Source organism: Psychrobacter sp. NPDC078631 (assembly GCF_050268165.1).
Lineage (GTDB): Bacteria > Pseudomonadota > Gammaproteobacteria > Pseudomonadales > Moraxellaceae > Psychrobacter.
The window spans coordinates 639293-653949 of the sequence record NZ_JBNNGG010000001.1 but is presented as its reverse complement, the minus strand read 5'-3'; the positions used below and the strand labels follow the sequence as shown (position 1 = coordinate 653949).

Sequence of the window (14657 nt, the reverse complement as noted above, 5' to 3'; positions counted from 1 at the left end):
TATAGCCTACCGATAACTACAATTGAAAGGCTTTGTTAGTCAAAATGGAAGCCTGCACCAACTGCACCGCCTACGTTGCCTTGAGTATCTGCTGTACCATTTACCTTGATGACCCAGCGACCGTCATTAGATAATTTAGAGAAACCAATCGCTACGGCACTCTCTCCGTTATAGGTACCGACACCGCCACCAATCAGTGACTTACCTGCGATATAAGCCTGAGGCATTGCCGACATTGCCATTGCAGCTGAGATACCTGCATTTGCATCATCTTCTACTTCGTCGATTTTGTAGCCAAGATCGCTCATATTGTTATTGAGTCGACTATCAAGCGCGCTAAGCTGACTATAATTGACGGCGTCTGTTGCTTCGACCCCATCGGCGACACCGGTCATACGTTGGTTACCAGCATATAGACCTTGAGACGTCATACTTGGCCCATCTTGCATACTAATGCCCTCACTATTGATAACCGTTGTTCCAACTGTGACACTATCAACGCTGATATTACCGTTTAGATCAAACTTAATACTACTGCCATCTGCTGTGGTGGTGATGTTATTGCCACCAGTAAAGCTGAGGACACTCTCATCGCCAATTGGTTTGTTGATATTGGCACCACTGTCTGCGCCAAAATTGAGTCCAGCATCTAGCTTATCCGTATTGGTTTTGATATTTGTCGTATTGGTCGTGATATTGCTGGTATTCGTAGCAATATTTGTCGTATTGGTCGCGATATTGGTTGTATTAGTAGTAATGCTCTCTGTGTTAATTTGCACATTTTCACTAATTTCAATCGTGCCTTGTCTGATAGAAGCGATCGCACCATCGATATTACTTTCACCCGTTCCACCAATGTCACCGTTGGTAAAAGTACCATCTTCGGCGTTGTAAACAGTGTCACCACCGATAATACTACTGATACCAGCTCCTTGGGCATAAAGCTGACCACCATTTATAGCGTCCTGACTTGTCGCCGAAACTTCTCCATTTTGAACGTTGGTAATTTTGGTATCAGCGGCATCAATACCAATTTTTGTGATGCTTGGGCCACCTGCAATGGTCAGTCCATCGTCATTCATGACCGTACCCCCAGTGGTTACGCTATTCAAAGTAATATCTGGGTTCAGATCAAAGCTAATATCATTAGCATTGGTAGGTATGGCTGCAGCTTGCAATGATGGACTACTATCGAAAGCAGCCACATCACTCACTGATTTCCGAGATACCTTGATATTACCGTCTTTACTGCTAAGGTCGACAGCATCTCCTTGTTTTACCATCGTAGCGATATCACCTTGAGCGGTAATGCCCCAACCTTGATCCAAGGCAATGGCGACATCTTTTAACTGCCCAACATTGACAGCATCCGTATTTAGCACACCTTCCCCAACGTTGCGAATGGTGTTGCCTCCATTGTCTAGACCACGGCTACTTAGCATGACTTTACTATCAATAAAAGTGAAACCTCTGTTATCCATAAAGGTATTACCTATCTGTATACTACCAACACCTCCCAAATCTAACTGATTATTGAGCTCAAATGAGATATCATTACTGTCTGATGTTTTAGAGACAATGATGTTGCTGTTTTTACTGTTAAAGTCAACTGAGTCGCCAGGCTCTACAGTACTTGCAGTGGTAGCGATACCTTGTGTACTGACATCCCAACCTTTGTTAGCTGTTTCTTTAACACCTTCTAGCTGACTGACATTGACAGCATCTTTATCATGTATGCCATCATTAACATTGACAACCCTTCTATTACCAGCGTTGATACCACCAGACCTTGTTACGCTTGGACCACCGATAATTGTTAAACCATCCATGGTTAGAACAGTACTAGGAATACCTAGTGGACCATTCACAAATACTCCTAAGCCATTAACTGATGTACTAGCCAGTGCATTACCCGTTCTAACACCTAAGCCATCAACGGTAGTACTAGATAATACGTTACCTGTTTTGAGGCCAGAGCGATCAAGTGTCGTTGTATTACCAAGACCGAATGGAGAGCTCGAACCCATTCTTACACTACCGTTATTACCTAGGTCTAAGTTGTTGTTGAGTTCGAACGAGACATCATTACTGGTTGCTTCTTTAGAAACAGTGATATTGCTGTTTTTACTATTAAAGTCAACTGATTCGCCAGGTTCTACCGTACTTGCGGTAGCACTATCACCTTGTGCACTAATATCCCAACCTCTATTAGCAATGTTTGTAACAGCTTTTAGCTGAGATACGTTCACTGCATCAGTATCTGCTGAACCACCTGCAACGTTAATGATACGACGTTCGCTTGCAACAGCGCCTACTGAGACGGTGCCGTTATTGGCATCAGCAGCAACATTGGTTAAGAAAGATGCACCGCTTTGTACAGCTGCAATAGAGTTTTGACCTAAAGCGACACTGTTTAGAGCATTTGCACTAGCACCTTTACCGAGTGCCACACCGCCTTGCGCTTTAGCTTGTGCATCAAGACCAAGTGCAATAGTGTCTTGGGCAGTTGCTTTTGCTTCATAGCCTATCGCAACCGCACGACTTGCGGTTCCGTTTGTGGCTCTTTGACCTATCGCCACTGAATTAACACCCGCTTTGGCCTCCTGACCACCAGCAAAGCCGTTGAACGAAGATCTTGCGCCTTCACCGATAACGGTTGCATTTGCATTTCCAAATGCATTCTCTCCAATAGCGGTTGCATTATTACCGTTTGCATTGGCATTAGAGCCAACGGCAAGAGCGTCAGTACCTGTTACTGATGTGGTGTATGGCTGTGTACTGCTAGAGCGGATAGGGAAGTCAATGCCAGCAACGATAGTATCTAACGCTTTTAATTGAGATATGTTTACTGCATCACTGTCTTGAGTACCTGCTGCGACATTTACAATTTGGCGAGTACCATTAGTAGAGCTACCAACAGAAACTGCACCAAGACCTGTACTATTAGTTGCTGTAATAGCTGCTTTGTCTATGACACTAGCACTTGATGGAGTAAACCCAAGCGCACCACCTGCAACGTTAGCTACAGATTGTGATCCTAGCGCCACGCCATCTTGAGTATTAGACTGAGCGCCGGCACCTAGAGAAACAGAACCATCCTTGCTCGCTGATGCACCAATACCAAAGGCGGAAGCTGCAATACCTGCTGTACTAGATTGCACGCCAATAGCGGTAGACAAGTCTCCTGTAGATAGCGCCTTTGAGCCAATAGCTATGGAGGCTGCACCTGCAGCTTCAGTATTCCTATCATACTGTGTTGGTTCAACGAGATCTCGACCAGTGTAAGATCTAAACACCGTATTGACACTACCACTGTTTTGACCAACATTAGCTGTTCCATCTATGTTTGCCTCGGATGCAGCATTCAAATCGTCACCACCGATAGCAATAGAAGAGCTACCTTTTGAGACAACATTTGCACCAATAGCGATGGATTGTTCTCCTGATGCAGTCGTGTGCTGACCACTCTCGCCACTACCAATGGCTATCGTTTGGCTACCAGATGCACTGGCATTGCCCCCCATAGCCATCGCATTGTAGCCTGTTGCACCATCATTGTTTTCGTTACTTAACAACCCTGTGGCGCTGCTGTTTACACTGTAGTACTTGGTTTTGTTAGCCGTAACCGTACTGGCTAAGCTATGAAGTTGCGAGCCATTAACTGCATCTTTGCTCCCTACCATAACGTCGCCATCGGCTACATTAATGATTTTATTATTACCATTGTTTAGACCACTACTGCTCAAAGTGACACTATTGGCTGGATTTATGGCTGTAATCTTAATGCCTGAATTGTCAACTAAAGTATCACCCGTTTTGAGACTACCATCAGTCCCTAAATCGACATTTTCATCGAGCTTTATCGTTAGCGACTTATCATGTCTATTGGCAGTCACGCTAATATTTTTGGTATTGGGATCGCCAGTGACCGTTTCTCCACCCTGCACCGTTAGTGTTTGGTGAAGGAATGAATTGGTATGTATTTTAGGCGTTGGGTCGTCACCAACAAAGTAGGTACCCAATGCATTCACCTGCATGCCAAAGCCAGCAGCTAGTAGCCCAAGCGCTATAGTGCTCAGACGTAACGTATGGATAACGGACAGGTTAGACGTTGTATTTATGGTAGCGTTAGAGCTAACGCTAGATTTGGAAGATTTGCCACGTCCCTTCGCGTATTCACCAACGGCGGTAAAACAACTTAAGGCTTCATTCCAGATGACTTTATAGATGCGGTTCATGATGCGTACTCCCTTACAGACTTGTCAGATTTAAAAAATCAGAGATAAGATCCATGCCAGAGAGACGATGTGACAAAATAAAACGGGTTATAGGCTTATAATAATGAGACCTTGTTCAAATAATAGTTGTAGTAGTCTTTAAGGAATAAGACGTTCTGTTTTGTATAATCTTTATCACTCTCTGTATATATTAGTATTACCGAATATATACAGAGAGACAATGCCGTTCATCCGTGTTTTGATACCGTTCGTCCATTATATTCATATAAACGAATATAATTACTTTTAATTTTTGTCTATTTATAATAAATTACGTCGGTTTTAAGAAGAGTCAGCTTTTATCTATTACTAAATATGCGCTTATACACATTAAAAATACATGATAAGCGCATGTTGGTTACATAATTTGTTTCTACATTATTTATCTTTTTGTCTGCTAGGTAGCACTATTTGAACCACCAACCCTTGGATACCATCTTGGCGGTTATGAGCATTGATATATCCTTTATGCGCCATAACTACAGCATGAACAATAGCCAACCCAAGACCATAGCCGCCAGTATCACGATGCCGAGCAGTATCGAGCCGTACAAAGGGATGGAAAATACGTTCTAAGTCTTTGTCTGCGACACCGCCACCTTCGTCTGTTATATTAATTTGAACAGCTGGTGCCTTATTGTCCATTTGTATTGCTTTAATTTCAGCAATCACTGTCGAACCCGCTGCCGTGTGCATAAAGGCATTACGAATGACATTTTCAAGTGCGCTATACAACTGCTCTGCATTACCTTGGACTGTCCAAAAACCTTCCAAACTATCTAACGCTGAGGCTACAGGCGGTTGCCATTGCCAATGCACGTCTTTATGTTGAAATTCAAAGCAGACATCCTCTCCGATATTACTAATGATGTCAGATATGTCGACTGCCTCACTTTCCAAATTATCGACGGTATATTGCTGCATTTGTAGGGATTGAATATGAATGATTTGCTCAATCAGCTCATTCATTCGTGTAGATTCTTTATCGATACGGTCCAGATAACGATTGGCATTGGGCGCAAAGTCTCGAGTCAGCTCAGTCGCTACATCTAGACGAGCAAGTGGCGAACGCAGCTCATGTGAGATATCGCTAAGCATTTGCTTGCGTGCCAACTCACTATCGACGAGCCTCGTTGACAGATGAGCAACGTCTTTGGCAAGTAGCCCCAACTCATCATCACCCATCTTGGACAGTTCTGGGTTGGCTTGATAATTACCATCAATCATACGGTGTACGGTATTTTGTACACGGCCAATTCGCTGGGTTAGCGTGCGACTGAGCCATATGCAGACCAGTACACTAAAAATAACAATCAATAGCAAACGTATTGGAAAATTACCGTGCTGTATCTCTACCACGTCTGAAAAACGTAGGTGCGGACGCAACTGTATGATGATTGACTGACCATCAGGTAATTCAATAGACATATCGGCCAGTTCAGGACGAGTATCGATATCAGCCACTGCTGTACTACTTGCCGTTCTTGGCTTTAGGAATTTTTGCCAAAAAGACGGCTCATCTTTTGGTATTTCATTGTCGTGCTCACGCAGTCTATTGTCAGCATTGCGACCTTCTACACCATACGCATTATTCTCTACTCTAGGTGGTCTAGACGGTATTTGCTGCAACGGTTGTATTGCACGATCCATTAGCTGCCGACCACTTTGCAGTTGTCCTTGCGTGCGCTCATCTTTGTCACGATAACGCGGGAATATGATAGCGCCCTGCTCATCATAGACTCTGATTTGATTCATCAACTGGCGGTCTTGACGATACATCTGCCTGACAGACTCTATATCACCAGCCCGTAGTGACGCGACCATATCTTCACGCTTTATCAATAGACTATCGATTTGCACGTCCATACGAGAGGTCAGCTCTTTTTCAGCTAACCAGCGCTCTACCATGATAGACAATACAGAAGTAATTAAAATCGTCAATAATAGGCTCAGAAACAGACGCCAAAACAGAGTAATGCGCATCTTAAACTTAGGTGCTTTTTTGAGGGTCTGCTCAGAAGCTTTCATCGATATGTCCGTCATTACAGCACCAGTTGATAACCTTTTCCACGCACCGCTTTTATTGGTTCATCGTGGAAAGGCTGAAGTTTTTTTCGTAAGCGAGATACGTGTACATCGAGGCTACGGTCAAATGGCTGCAACTCACGCTGCAAGATATTTTCTGACAGCCATGCTTTACTTACCACTTCCCCTTTTTGTTTGAGCAAGGCCACGAGCAGATCAAACTCTGTACCAGTGACTTGCAGCGTCACCCCATCTATCTGGCAGGCACGTTGATTTTGATCGAGATGCAAACGACTTTCTGGCAACGGAGTATGCTCTGATACAGTCGTATTGGTACGTTTAATCACTGCGTTGATACGCGCTAGCAGCTCTCTAGGGTTACAAGGTTTTGTAATATAATCATCAGCGCCAAGCTCTAGACCAATGATACGATCAATCTCTTCCCCTTTTGCCGTCAGCATAATGACTGGAATATCGATAATATTTGGTAATTGGCGCAGGACACTTAACCCATCTAGTTTTGGCATCATAATATCGAGTACGAGTAAATCATAAACCGTATCTTCGTGTGCTACTGCTTTGAGTCGTTGTATGACTGCTGCACCATCATGTACGCAGTCACAGCGAATGCCGTGATTGTCCAAGTACTCTTGCAATAATTGAGTTAACTCTTCGTCGTCATCGCCTATCAGGATGTTTGGCATGCTTCTCTCCTTTAATTTTTATTTATCTCTATTTACTCAATCCAATCACTCTATAATAATCATGACGCAATAAGTCCACGTACAAATGTCATTGTGATATATGGTTAGCAGAATTGTCGCCGTGGCATTTTTATTGCTCGTAGACGGTAGTTAACCATATTATCAGGCAAGCACTTGCTAATTCACCAGAAACGTTACCTTTCTTAATACTTCATAAATGTTCGTAACCTTTAACTGTCGTAATATACTCCTATCAACAGCAAGTATTGCATTTCTAAGATGGCTGACCATAACGAGCGATAACGTTCAACAGATGCTACTTGCGAGATAAAAATTTAGTGCTTATTAAATCAAACTCAATGTAATCAAGGATATTATGATGAAAAAATTACTATTAGGCTCAGTATTAGCAGCGTCTAGCATATTTACAGTAACGGCTTGCACCAGCGTTAACGCGACTACTGATACAACGCCAACTGCACAAATGCAAAAGAACCACAAAGATGGCATGAAAAAAGGTGAGATGAGAGGCCCAATGTCAAAGCTGGATCTAACAGCGACACAGCAAGCGCAAATTAAAGCCATCATGCAAAACAAACGTGGCGATCGCACTGCTGACCGTGCAGAACATCAAGCAGAACGCGCGCAAATGGATCAGCAAATACAAGCGTTGACCAATGCCAGCACTTTGAACACTGCTGCTCTGAACCGTCTGGCTGATCAACGAGCGGCAAAAGAAAAGCAACGCTTTATCGAACGTGTACAAACACAACATGCCATCGCTCAAGTGTTGACTGCTGAGCAACGTGCAAAGATGGAACAAATGAAATCAGAGAGACAAGAAAAAGGTCGTAAGCATTCAAAAGACCGTAAAGGCCATGACAAACAGCATCAAGGTATGTAATAAGCCACTCCGGAAAAGTGTTATTTTGCCCCGCTGTATACGTATAAAATGAAAAAGCGCGCCGTTAATAGGTGCGCTTTTTTATTTATTTTTTATCGTCTATATATTTTAGTTGCATCCATATTGATTGCAGGAATAGTTAAAGCTATTACCATTACTATCACTACCATTATGATAAGTATAAGAACCAATCTGTTGAGAAGATTTATTCCAAGAACCACCATCAGCACTGGTACCGTTAGTATATGAAGTATTACCAATTCTATTGGTACTTTGGTTCCAGCTACTTCCTGTACTACTATTATAGCCAGAGGTATATGTAGTATTCCCTATTCTATTATTTGTGTACGTATTTCCACTAGCATCAGAACATGTGGAGAACGATGAGTTGCCAATACATCCCGCTTGAGCAGAACTAAAAGTGATGACAGCAGAAAATATACCTACTAAATATTGTTTCATACCTATCCTATTCGAATGTGGAAAAATCATTTTTACGAAAATCGCTATTTACTCGACCGAACCAAAACGCTCTCTGACCATCGGCAACATGTTAAATACCATTTTACCTACTGCCGTGCCATTACCATCTTGGTAGTATTGCAGCAGCTCTGGAGCATACTTTTGTAAATCAATACTATTGCTAGCGTTTGGCGTCTGCACATTACTTGGTAGGTTAGGAAACGCTAAGTCCTTATTGCTAATAGCAGAATACTGCTGCAACACATCTATCCTCATGCCTTTGTTGTTATTCGCTTCGCTAGTGTTATCTAACTGACGACGTAAGTGCTCCCACTTGAGTTGACCACGTTTATCAAACCCATATAGTTCCTGTACTTCTGTGTTGGCAACGGTTTCACCTGTCGTTGCTCCCTCATGCATTTGACCTTTTATCATAGCCAGTATTTTTTGTACAATAGACTTACTGGTAAATGCCTTTGGATTTCGAATCGACTCAAACGCTGTCATCGGCTCGGGTTCTTGTACCAGCTCTGGGTATTTTTCACTGATCCGATCGTAGAAAATCTGCATATATTTCTGTTGCGACGTTTGATAATCCTCAAAGCGTTGTACTCGGCGAATGATTTGATCGCTTGGTAGCATAGCCGATAACTGGTGCGCGGGCAGTTTTGGAGACAGTGAAGCAAGTGAGTCAGGAGTAACATAATTAAACTGGCCGACAGGCGCCGCATCATAAGTCGCATCTAACGCCGCAAAGTGGCTTTTAATGACTTCACCACCAAACCCTTTAGGCAACGTACCATCATCAATGGCTATTTTTAACCACTTGTTTTGCCATTTTGTACCGAGTTTATCGTCTAACAATTCTGAGTTTAGAATCGCAAAGTTATCTGCCCATAGGTAAATATCACCGTTTTTAAAATCCATATAAATAGGCTGGTTGATGCTGCTGTGATGATTACGTGCTTGATATTGCGCGCTGGCGAGCATCGTAGCCTTGCCTGCCATCGGTTGATAGATCCCTTGAGAATCGATAGAAAGCGGCTGTAGTAGGTACTCATCTAATAACTGTGCTTTCTTCCTATCTAACGGTCTTTGTTTATCCTCATAATTATCAAATAGCGCTTGATAATCTGGTGCTACTTTTACATCGCTATCGTATTGATGGTCATCCCATGCATGATAGGCAGCTACGCACTCAAAATACGACTGCCTTATGCTGTCACGCTTAGTAACGTAATCCACCGCTAAGACATCTTTGTTTTGCTGTTCTGCTTGCAGGATTAGAGCCGCGTACGCTTGGTCATGTGCCTCTTCGCAGTGTTCATCTACATAGTCTGATGCCGCCATTTTCTCCGTACCAGTATTAGTATCAGCATCTATAAATTGTTGGTTATTGCCAATTTCAAGATTGCTATGATAGCTAAATGACTGACGACGCTGTTTTTGTAGTGCTGTTTCTAGTATTTTTTTAGCAACGCTAGGTGCTTGTTTTACAGCCGCCGTGCTGGACTGGCCCAAATTGGTAGACTGGCAACCTGTTAACAACAGTGCCCCTGTCAAAAATGCGCTGGTGATTAACAGATTATTTTTAGTCTTAAATGGCAGACGTTGTGCAATGGTGTGAGGTACTATTTTCATTTTTCATCCTTAATAGATATGAGCGTAAATGCAATGAGATGAGGTCATTCGACTTCTATTTTTCATTCATATCATCTGGAGCATCGTCAACTCGGCTCTCATCGACAGCGTCTGCGCCATTGTCATTATCGTTACCGTACTCATCAGTGCCATATTCATTACTGCTATAAGCACCTTCGACACCGCTATCTTGATAGTCGTAGCGTGCATAGCGAGCCGTTTGTAATCTGTCTTTTTTATCGCGCTGCTTAGCTATCCATGCATTGCCATCGATAGCAGGCATCGCGTCTGGACCAAAAGACTCAGCAAGCAGTGGTGTCAAGGCATGACGGTTAAAGCTGGCTTTATCGTAACGTACTTGGTTTAGCATGGTTGTGGTCGACCCCATCAAATCACCACCGATATTGACACGTTGCTGCTTGGCCAACAGTCGATCTGAGCTGTCTAAGTAATAGTAGTTGATTTGATTAAACGAGATAGGACCGATAGCTTCGATAAGCTGCAATAGCGAACCGACATCCGCGCTCTGATAGCCTTTATTGTATAACTGCACTTTAGCAAGTGCTGTCTTTAGTGCGGCACCATCAGGATATTTATCTGGATTGGCATCTACGTATTCTTGCAGTGCTTTAGTCACATATTTGAGCGTCTTACCAATCATTTCACCGCTTTGCTGACTACCGAAATAGACTTTTACAGCGCGAGTCGCACCGACTTCTTTGGCAAACGTGTCACCACTGATATCGACTGCGCTAAAATGCTCAGGCGCGAGCTCAGCCATGCTGTTCTGTATTGCGTTGAGCACCGCATCATAGAGCACCGCTGATGGCAACTGTGCCGTGATACTTTCAGGCAAACCAAAGCTCACCGTGTGCGAGGTCATCTGTGATGGTAATGGCGTATTCTCAGGGTTAACAAGTGCAACAATCGGCATAATGGCCGATGGATCTACTACGACACTGCTGTTATTGAAATCAAATGCTAACGGTATCTGTATCGATGAGCTAATCGTTGGTGTGGCGTAATCGTAGCTATAGACGCTTTGTAGTTGGCGCTGCTTGGAACGGTATTGACTGACACTATTGAATGTTAAATGCTCATACTGATAAGCATTGGATGCAGCTATTTGCTCAGGAGTGCGGTGGAACATATTAAGTATATTGCCAATCATGCCTGTAGATGACATTGGTAGGCTGCCACGATTTACCGTCTTTGTCTTAGCTTGCTGTTTTGCCATTTGCATGGCTTCATACTTTGCAGCCATTGACTTGGGACTTAACCCTGACATTCCTGAGAGCATACCTTCAGTACCGCTACTGTATTCATCATAATTATCATAGTCGTCACTACTGTAATTATCGCTACTATAGTCATCTGCTGTATCGTAAGCATACTCGTTATCGCTGTTGGTAACACTGCTCGTAGGCTCATTCTCCCCCGCTTCGGCCAATATAGCAGCAATGGCTCTTCTCTCTGCTTCAGCTTCTGCTCTAGATTGATCATAATCACTAGGATAGTCGGACTCTATCGAATCTTTCGCGTTATCATAATCGTAGTTAATACCCTCTACCACACAGACTTCATAAGCGTCATCATCTTCGTTTTTATTGCATTTATTCGACTCTACACCTACCGCTGCTAATTCTGCTCTAGCCTCAGCTTGCGCCTCATCATCGCTACTATCATACATACCCTCAGGCTGATACGCATAGGTTTCTATAATCGTTTTAAGCAAGCTACTAGATCCTGCATCAATACTACTTGGGTCAATAAATGGTGCTGAGCGATAGTTGGCTGTGGCGACTGCGACATGCTCGGTCGCCAAGTGTTGACGAATGGCTGCTAGCAAGTGTGATTTGGCTTGGTTTTCGGTGTTTGGATACTTCTCTTGATCAAACAGCTGCTCATAACGTGCGGCCTGAGCGTTTTGACTGGCAGTAAAAGCTTGACCCTGACGTTGGCTCTGCGCGGCATTTGCGACACTAAAGTCCATCATAGTACTAGAGACGCTGCTGTTCGACGACAGATTGGAGGATGAGCTGGCTGGAGTTGATTGGCAACCTGCGAGTACAAGTGAAGCACTACCAACTATCAAGGCGATAGACGTCAATTTACTGGTTGGATATAGATGACTGTTATTGCTTTTGCCATTATAGTTTTTATGATCAGTGTTCGATAAACAAGCAGGCGCAGTCTCAGAGTAGCGCTGTCGATTGCGGTTATTAATATGGTGTGATGACATAGTAATCTCTTTGTATGAATAGACAGTCGATAATGAGTGTACAGTGGTACCGTTATTTATATCACAGGACGTTACAATTTAGTAATATTAGCGAATATTTTTAAAGAATTTCTTCATTCATAAATAATTTTCTCTGTATAACTGTTGTCTTATCAGTAGCTTCATTTACTTGAAAACCAACTTCATTTATTTGAAATACAGCTGATACAGACAAGCGCTATAAAAGCGTACACCACAAAAGATAATAAACAACTTTCTACTATTTCATATTTTCGTTACTATTTAGGCTTATCTATTTCTTAGCTCTATTCTCTCCACTCGCGTAAAAAGGACTTTGCGATGTCACAGTTATTATCTCGCCACCATCGAACCGCTCAGCAGCGTAAACCGAAAATTAATACCTTACTCAAATCTAGCGTCGTGCTCATTACTAGTACGCTACTGCTATCTATATCCGCACAGGCTGTAGAGTCAACGACCTCAATAAGTAATGCGACGGTCAACAACACATCAATCAATACCAGTGCCATAAACTTGGCCATCGTGGCTGATAGTCCAACGGTATTATCTGAAACCAAACGCATCACGCGAGCGAAGACCAATACACTTAACATCACATTGAACAATGCTAATACCTCCAATAATATTAATAGTGACCAAGCTATTTACTCTGAAGACGCCATTCATCATCCAGTTTGGGCAAAGAACGGCATGGTCGCTACCCAAGAAGCGCTTGCCTCTGATATCGGTTTGCAGATTTTAAAGGACGGCGGTAATGCGGTAGATGCTGGCGTTGCGGTGGGTTTTGCCCTAGCAGTAACCTTGCCGCGTGCGGGTAATATAGGTGGTGGCGGTTTTATGATGATTTATGATGCCAAGCAAGGCAAAACGGTGGCACTTGATTACCGTGAAAAAGCACCGAGTAGCGCCTCGCGCAATATGTACCTTGATAAAGAAGGCAATGCTGTCAGCGACTTATCTCGCTATCATGGCTTGGCAGTTGGCGTGCCAGGGACAGTAGCAGGACTACTAAAAGCGCTAGAAGAGCATGGTACGATGAGCCGTGAGCAAGTTATGGCACCAGCGATAGCACTGGCTGAAGACGGTATAGAAGTCACTGCTGGCTTGTCAGAGTCACTCACGGCGTTGAGCGATCGCTTGCAGAAATGGCCAAGTACCAAAAAAGTGTTTTTTAAGCCTGATGGCAGCGCTTATCAGCCAGGTGAACGTTTAAAGCAGCCTGAGCTTGCTCGTTCGTTAAAGCGGATTTCGATACAGGGTACCGATGGGTTTTATAAGGGTGAGACCGCTCAAAAACTGGTCAAAGCAGTCAACGAAGCAGGCGGCAGCATGAGCCTGCAAGACTTAGCCAATTATCAAGCCATCGCTCGCGAACCTGTCAAAGGCGACTATCGTGGCTATGAGATTGTCTCTATGCCGCCGCCCTCCTCTGGTGGTATTCACATCGTCCAGATTTTGAATATCTTAGAAGGCTATCCGCTCAAAGACTACGGACAAAACAGCGCACAGACTATTCACTTAATGGCGGAAGCGATGCAGTTAGCGTATGCAGATCGAGCTGAGTATCTGGGAGATGCCGACTTTATCGATGTACCTGCCAGCGGCTTAACCTCACAAGCCTATGCAGACAAACTGCGTACATTGATTAATCCAAATAAAGCCACGCCAGCATCTACCATCAAAGCCAACAACCCGCTACCTTATGAAAGCGATCAAACCACACACTTCTCTATCGTTGATAAAGATGGCAATGCGATAGCCAATACTTATACGTTGAACTTCTCTTATGGTACTGGTCTCGTTGCGGACGGTACAGGTATTCTGCTCAATAATGAAATGGATGATTTCTCTGCCAAACCAGGCGTACCAAATGGCTACGGTCTACTTGGTGGCGATGCCAATGCGGTGGAAGCCAATAAGCGTCCACTGTCCTCTATGAGTCCAACGCTCGTATTCAAAGACAGCAAACCTTACATCGTCACGGGTAGTCCAGGTGGTAGCCGAATCATCACGACTGTCACTCAGATTATCTCCAACGTCATCGACCATGATATGAATATCGCTGAGGCAACACATGCGCCGCGTATCCACGATCAATGGTTACCTGATGAGATTCGAGTGGAAAAAGCACTGAATATTGATACTGTCAAAAAGCTCGAATCAATGGGTCATACGGTCAGTCCAAAATCCGCGATGGGATCTACGCAATCGATCATGCTCACACCAAACGGTATTTATGGATCGTCTGATCCACGTATTGTCGATGCAGCGGTGGTTGGTTACTAAAAAACTGACTTTAATTATCAATCACATAGCCCTCTATACCTCGTTATATTGAGGGCTTTTTGCTGTTGTCCATAACCGAGTTTTTACATCTTAAT

At 43.5% G+C, this 14657-nt stretch carries 8 protein-coding genes; 2 read left to right on the top strand and 6 right to left on the bottom strand.

Annotated elements, in window-relative coordinates; genetic code table 11:
• Positions 1-35: 35 nt before the first annotated feature.
• From ACQKCP_RS02595 to ACQKCP_RS02585, 3 genes are all read right to left on the bottom strand, one after another.
• A complete protein-coding gene (locus ACQKCP_RS02595) occupies positions 36-4238 on the bottom strand; it encodes a YadA-like family protein (RefSeq protein ID WP_427611156.1) in 4203 nt (1400 codons plus the stop codon).
• Between the two features lie 417 nt (positions 4239-4655).
• Positions 4656-6305 (bottom strand): sensor histidine kinase, encoded by a 1650-nt coding sequence (locus ACQKCP_RS02590; RefSeq protein ID WP_427611155.1) that lies wholly within the window; start codon positions 6303-6305, stop codon positions 4656-4658.
• A gap of 14 nt (positions 6306-6319) precedes the next feature.
• Positions 6320-7006, bottom strand: a complete 687-nt coding sequence (locus tag ACQKCP_RS02585) for a response regulator transcription factor (protein WP_427611154.1) — start codon at positions 7004-7006, stop codon at positions 6320-6322.
• Between the two features lie 379 nt (positions 7007-7385).
• Here ACQKCP_RS02585 and ACQKCP_RS02580 point away from each other — a divergent pair, with 379 nt between their 5' ends.
• On the top strand, positions 7386-7910 hold the full coding sequence (locus ACQKCP_RS02580) for a Spy/CpxP family protein refolding chaperone (protein ID WP_201567212.1): 525 nt from the start codon (positions 7386-7388) through the stop codon (positions 7908-7910).
• Positions 7911-8018: 108 nt separating this feature from the next.
• Here ACQKCP_RS02580 and ACQKCP_RS02575 read toward each other — a convergent pair whose 3' ends face one another.
• From ACQKCP_RS02575 to ACQKCP_RS02565, 3 genes are read right to left on the bottom strand one after another with little or no spacing between them, the layout of a single operon-like run.
• A complete protein-coding gene (locus tag ACQKCP_RS02575) occupies positions 8019-8372 on the bottom strand; it encodes a hypothetical protein (RefSeq protein WP_082624586.1) in 354 nt (117 codons plus the stop codon).
• A 48-nt stretch (positions 8373-8420) separates the two neighbouring features.
• The gene (locus ACQKCP_RS02570; RefSeq protein WP_427611153.1) at positions 8421-10013 is read right to left on the bottom strand and encodes a hypothetical protein; all 1593 of its coding nucleotides are present in this window, start codon (positions 10011-10013) and stop codon (positions 8421-8423) included.
• Between the two features lie 55 nt (positions 10014-10068).
• Entirely contained in the window at positions 10069-12255 is a 2187-nt protein-coding gene (locus ACQKCP_RS02565; protein WP_427611152.1) for a hypothetical protein, read from the bottom strand.
• Positions 12256-12594: 339 nt separating this feature from the next.
• Between ACQKCP_RS02565 and ggt the strand changes: the two genes are divergently transcribed.
• On the top strand, positions 12595-14562 hold the full coding sequence (ggt, locus tag ACQKCP_RS02560) for a gamma-glutamyltransferase (protein ID WP_427611151.1): 1968 nt from the start codon (positions 12595-12597) through the stop codon (positions 14560-14562).
• The last annotated feature ends 95 nt before the right edge of the window (positions 14563-14657 follow it).

Coding starts and splice junctions, on each gene's coding strand:
- ggt (WP_427611151.1), top strand. CDS start 12,595: ATGTCACAGTTATTATCTCGCCACCATCGAACCGCTCAGCAGCGTAAA.
- ACQKCP_RS02575 (WP_082624586.1), bottom strand. CDS start 8,372: ATGAAACAATATTTAGTAGGTATATTTTCTGCTGTCATCACTTTTAGT.
- ACQKCP_RS02565 (WP_427611152.1), bottom strand. CDS start 12,255: ATGTCATCACACCATATTAATAACCGCAATCGACAGCGCTACTCTGAG.
- ACQKCP_RS02595 (WP_427611156.1), bottom strand. CDS start 4,238: ATGAACCGCATCTATAAAGTCATCTGGAATGAAGCCTTAAGTTGTTTT.
- ACQKCP_RS02585 (WP_427611154.1), bottom strand. CDS start 7,006: ATGCCAAACATCCTGATAGGCGATGACGACGAAGAGTTAACTCAATTA.
- ACQKCP_RS02570 (WP_427611153.1), bottom strand. CDS start 10,013: ATGAAAATAGTACCTCACACCATTGCACAACGTCTGCCATTTAAGACT.
- ACQKCP_RS02580 (WP_201567212.1), top strand. CDS start 7,386: ATGAAAAAATTACTATTAGGCTCAGTATTAGCAGCGTCTAGCATATTT.
- ACQKCP_RS02590 (WP_427611155.1), bottom strand. CDS start 6,305: ATGAAAGCTTCTGAGCAGACCCTCAAAAAAGCACCTAAGTTTAAGATG.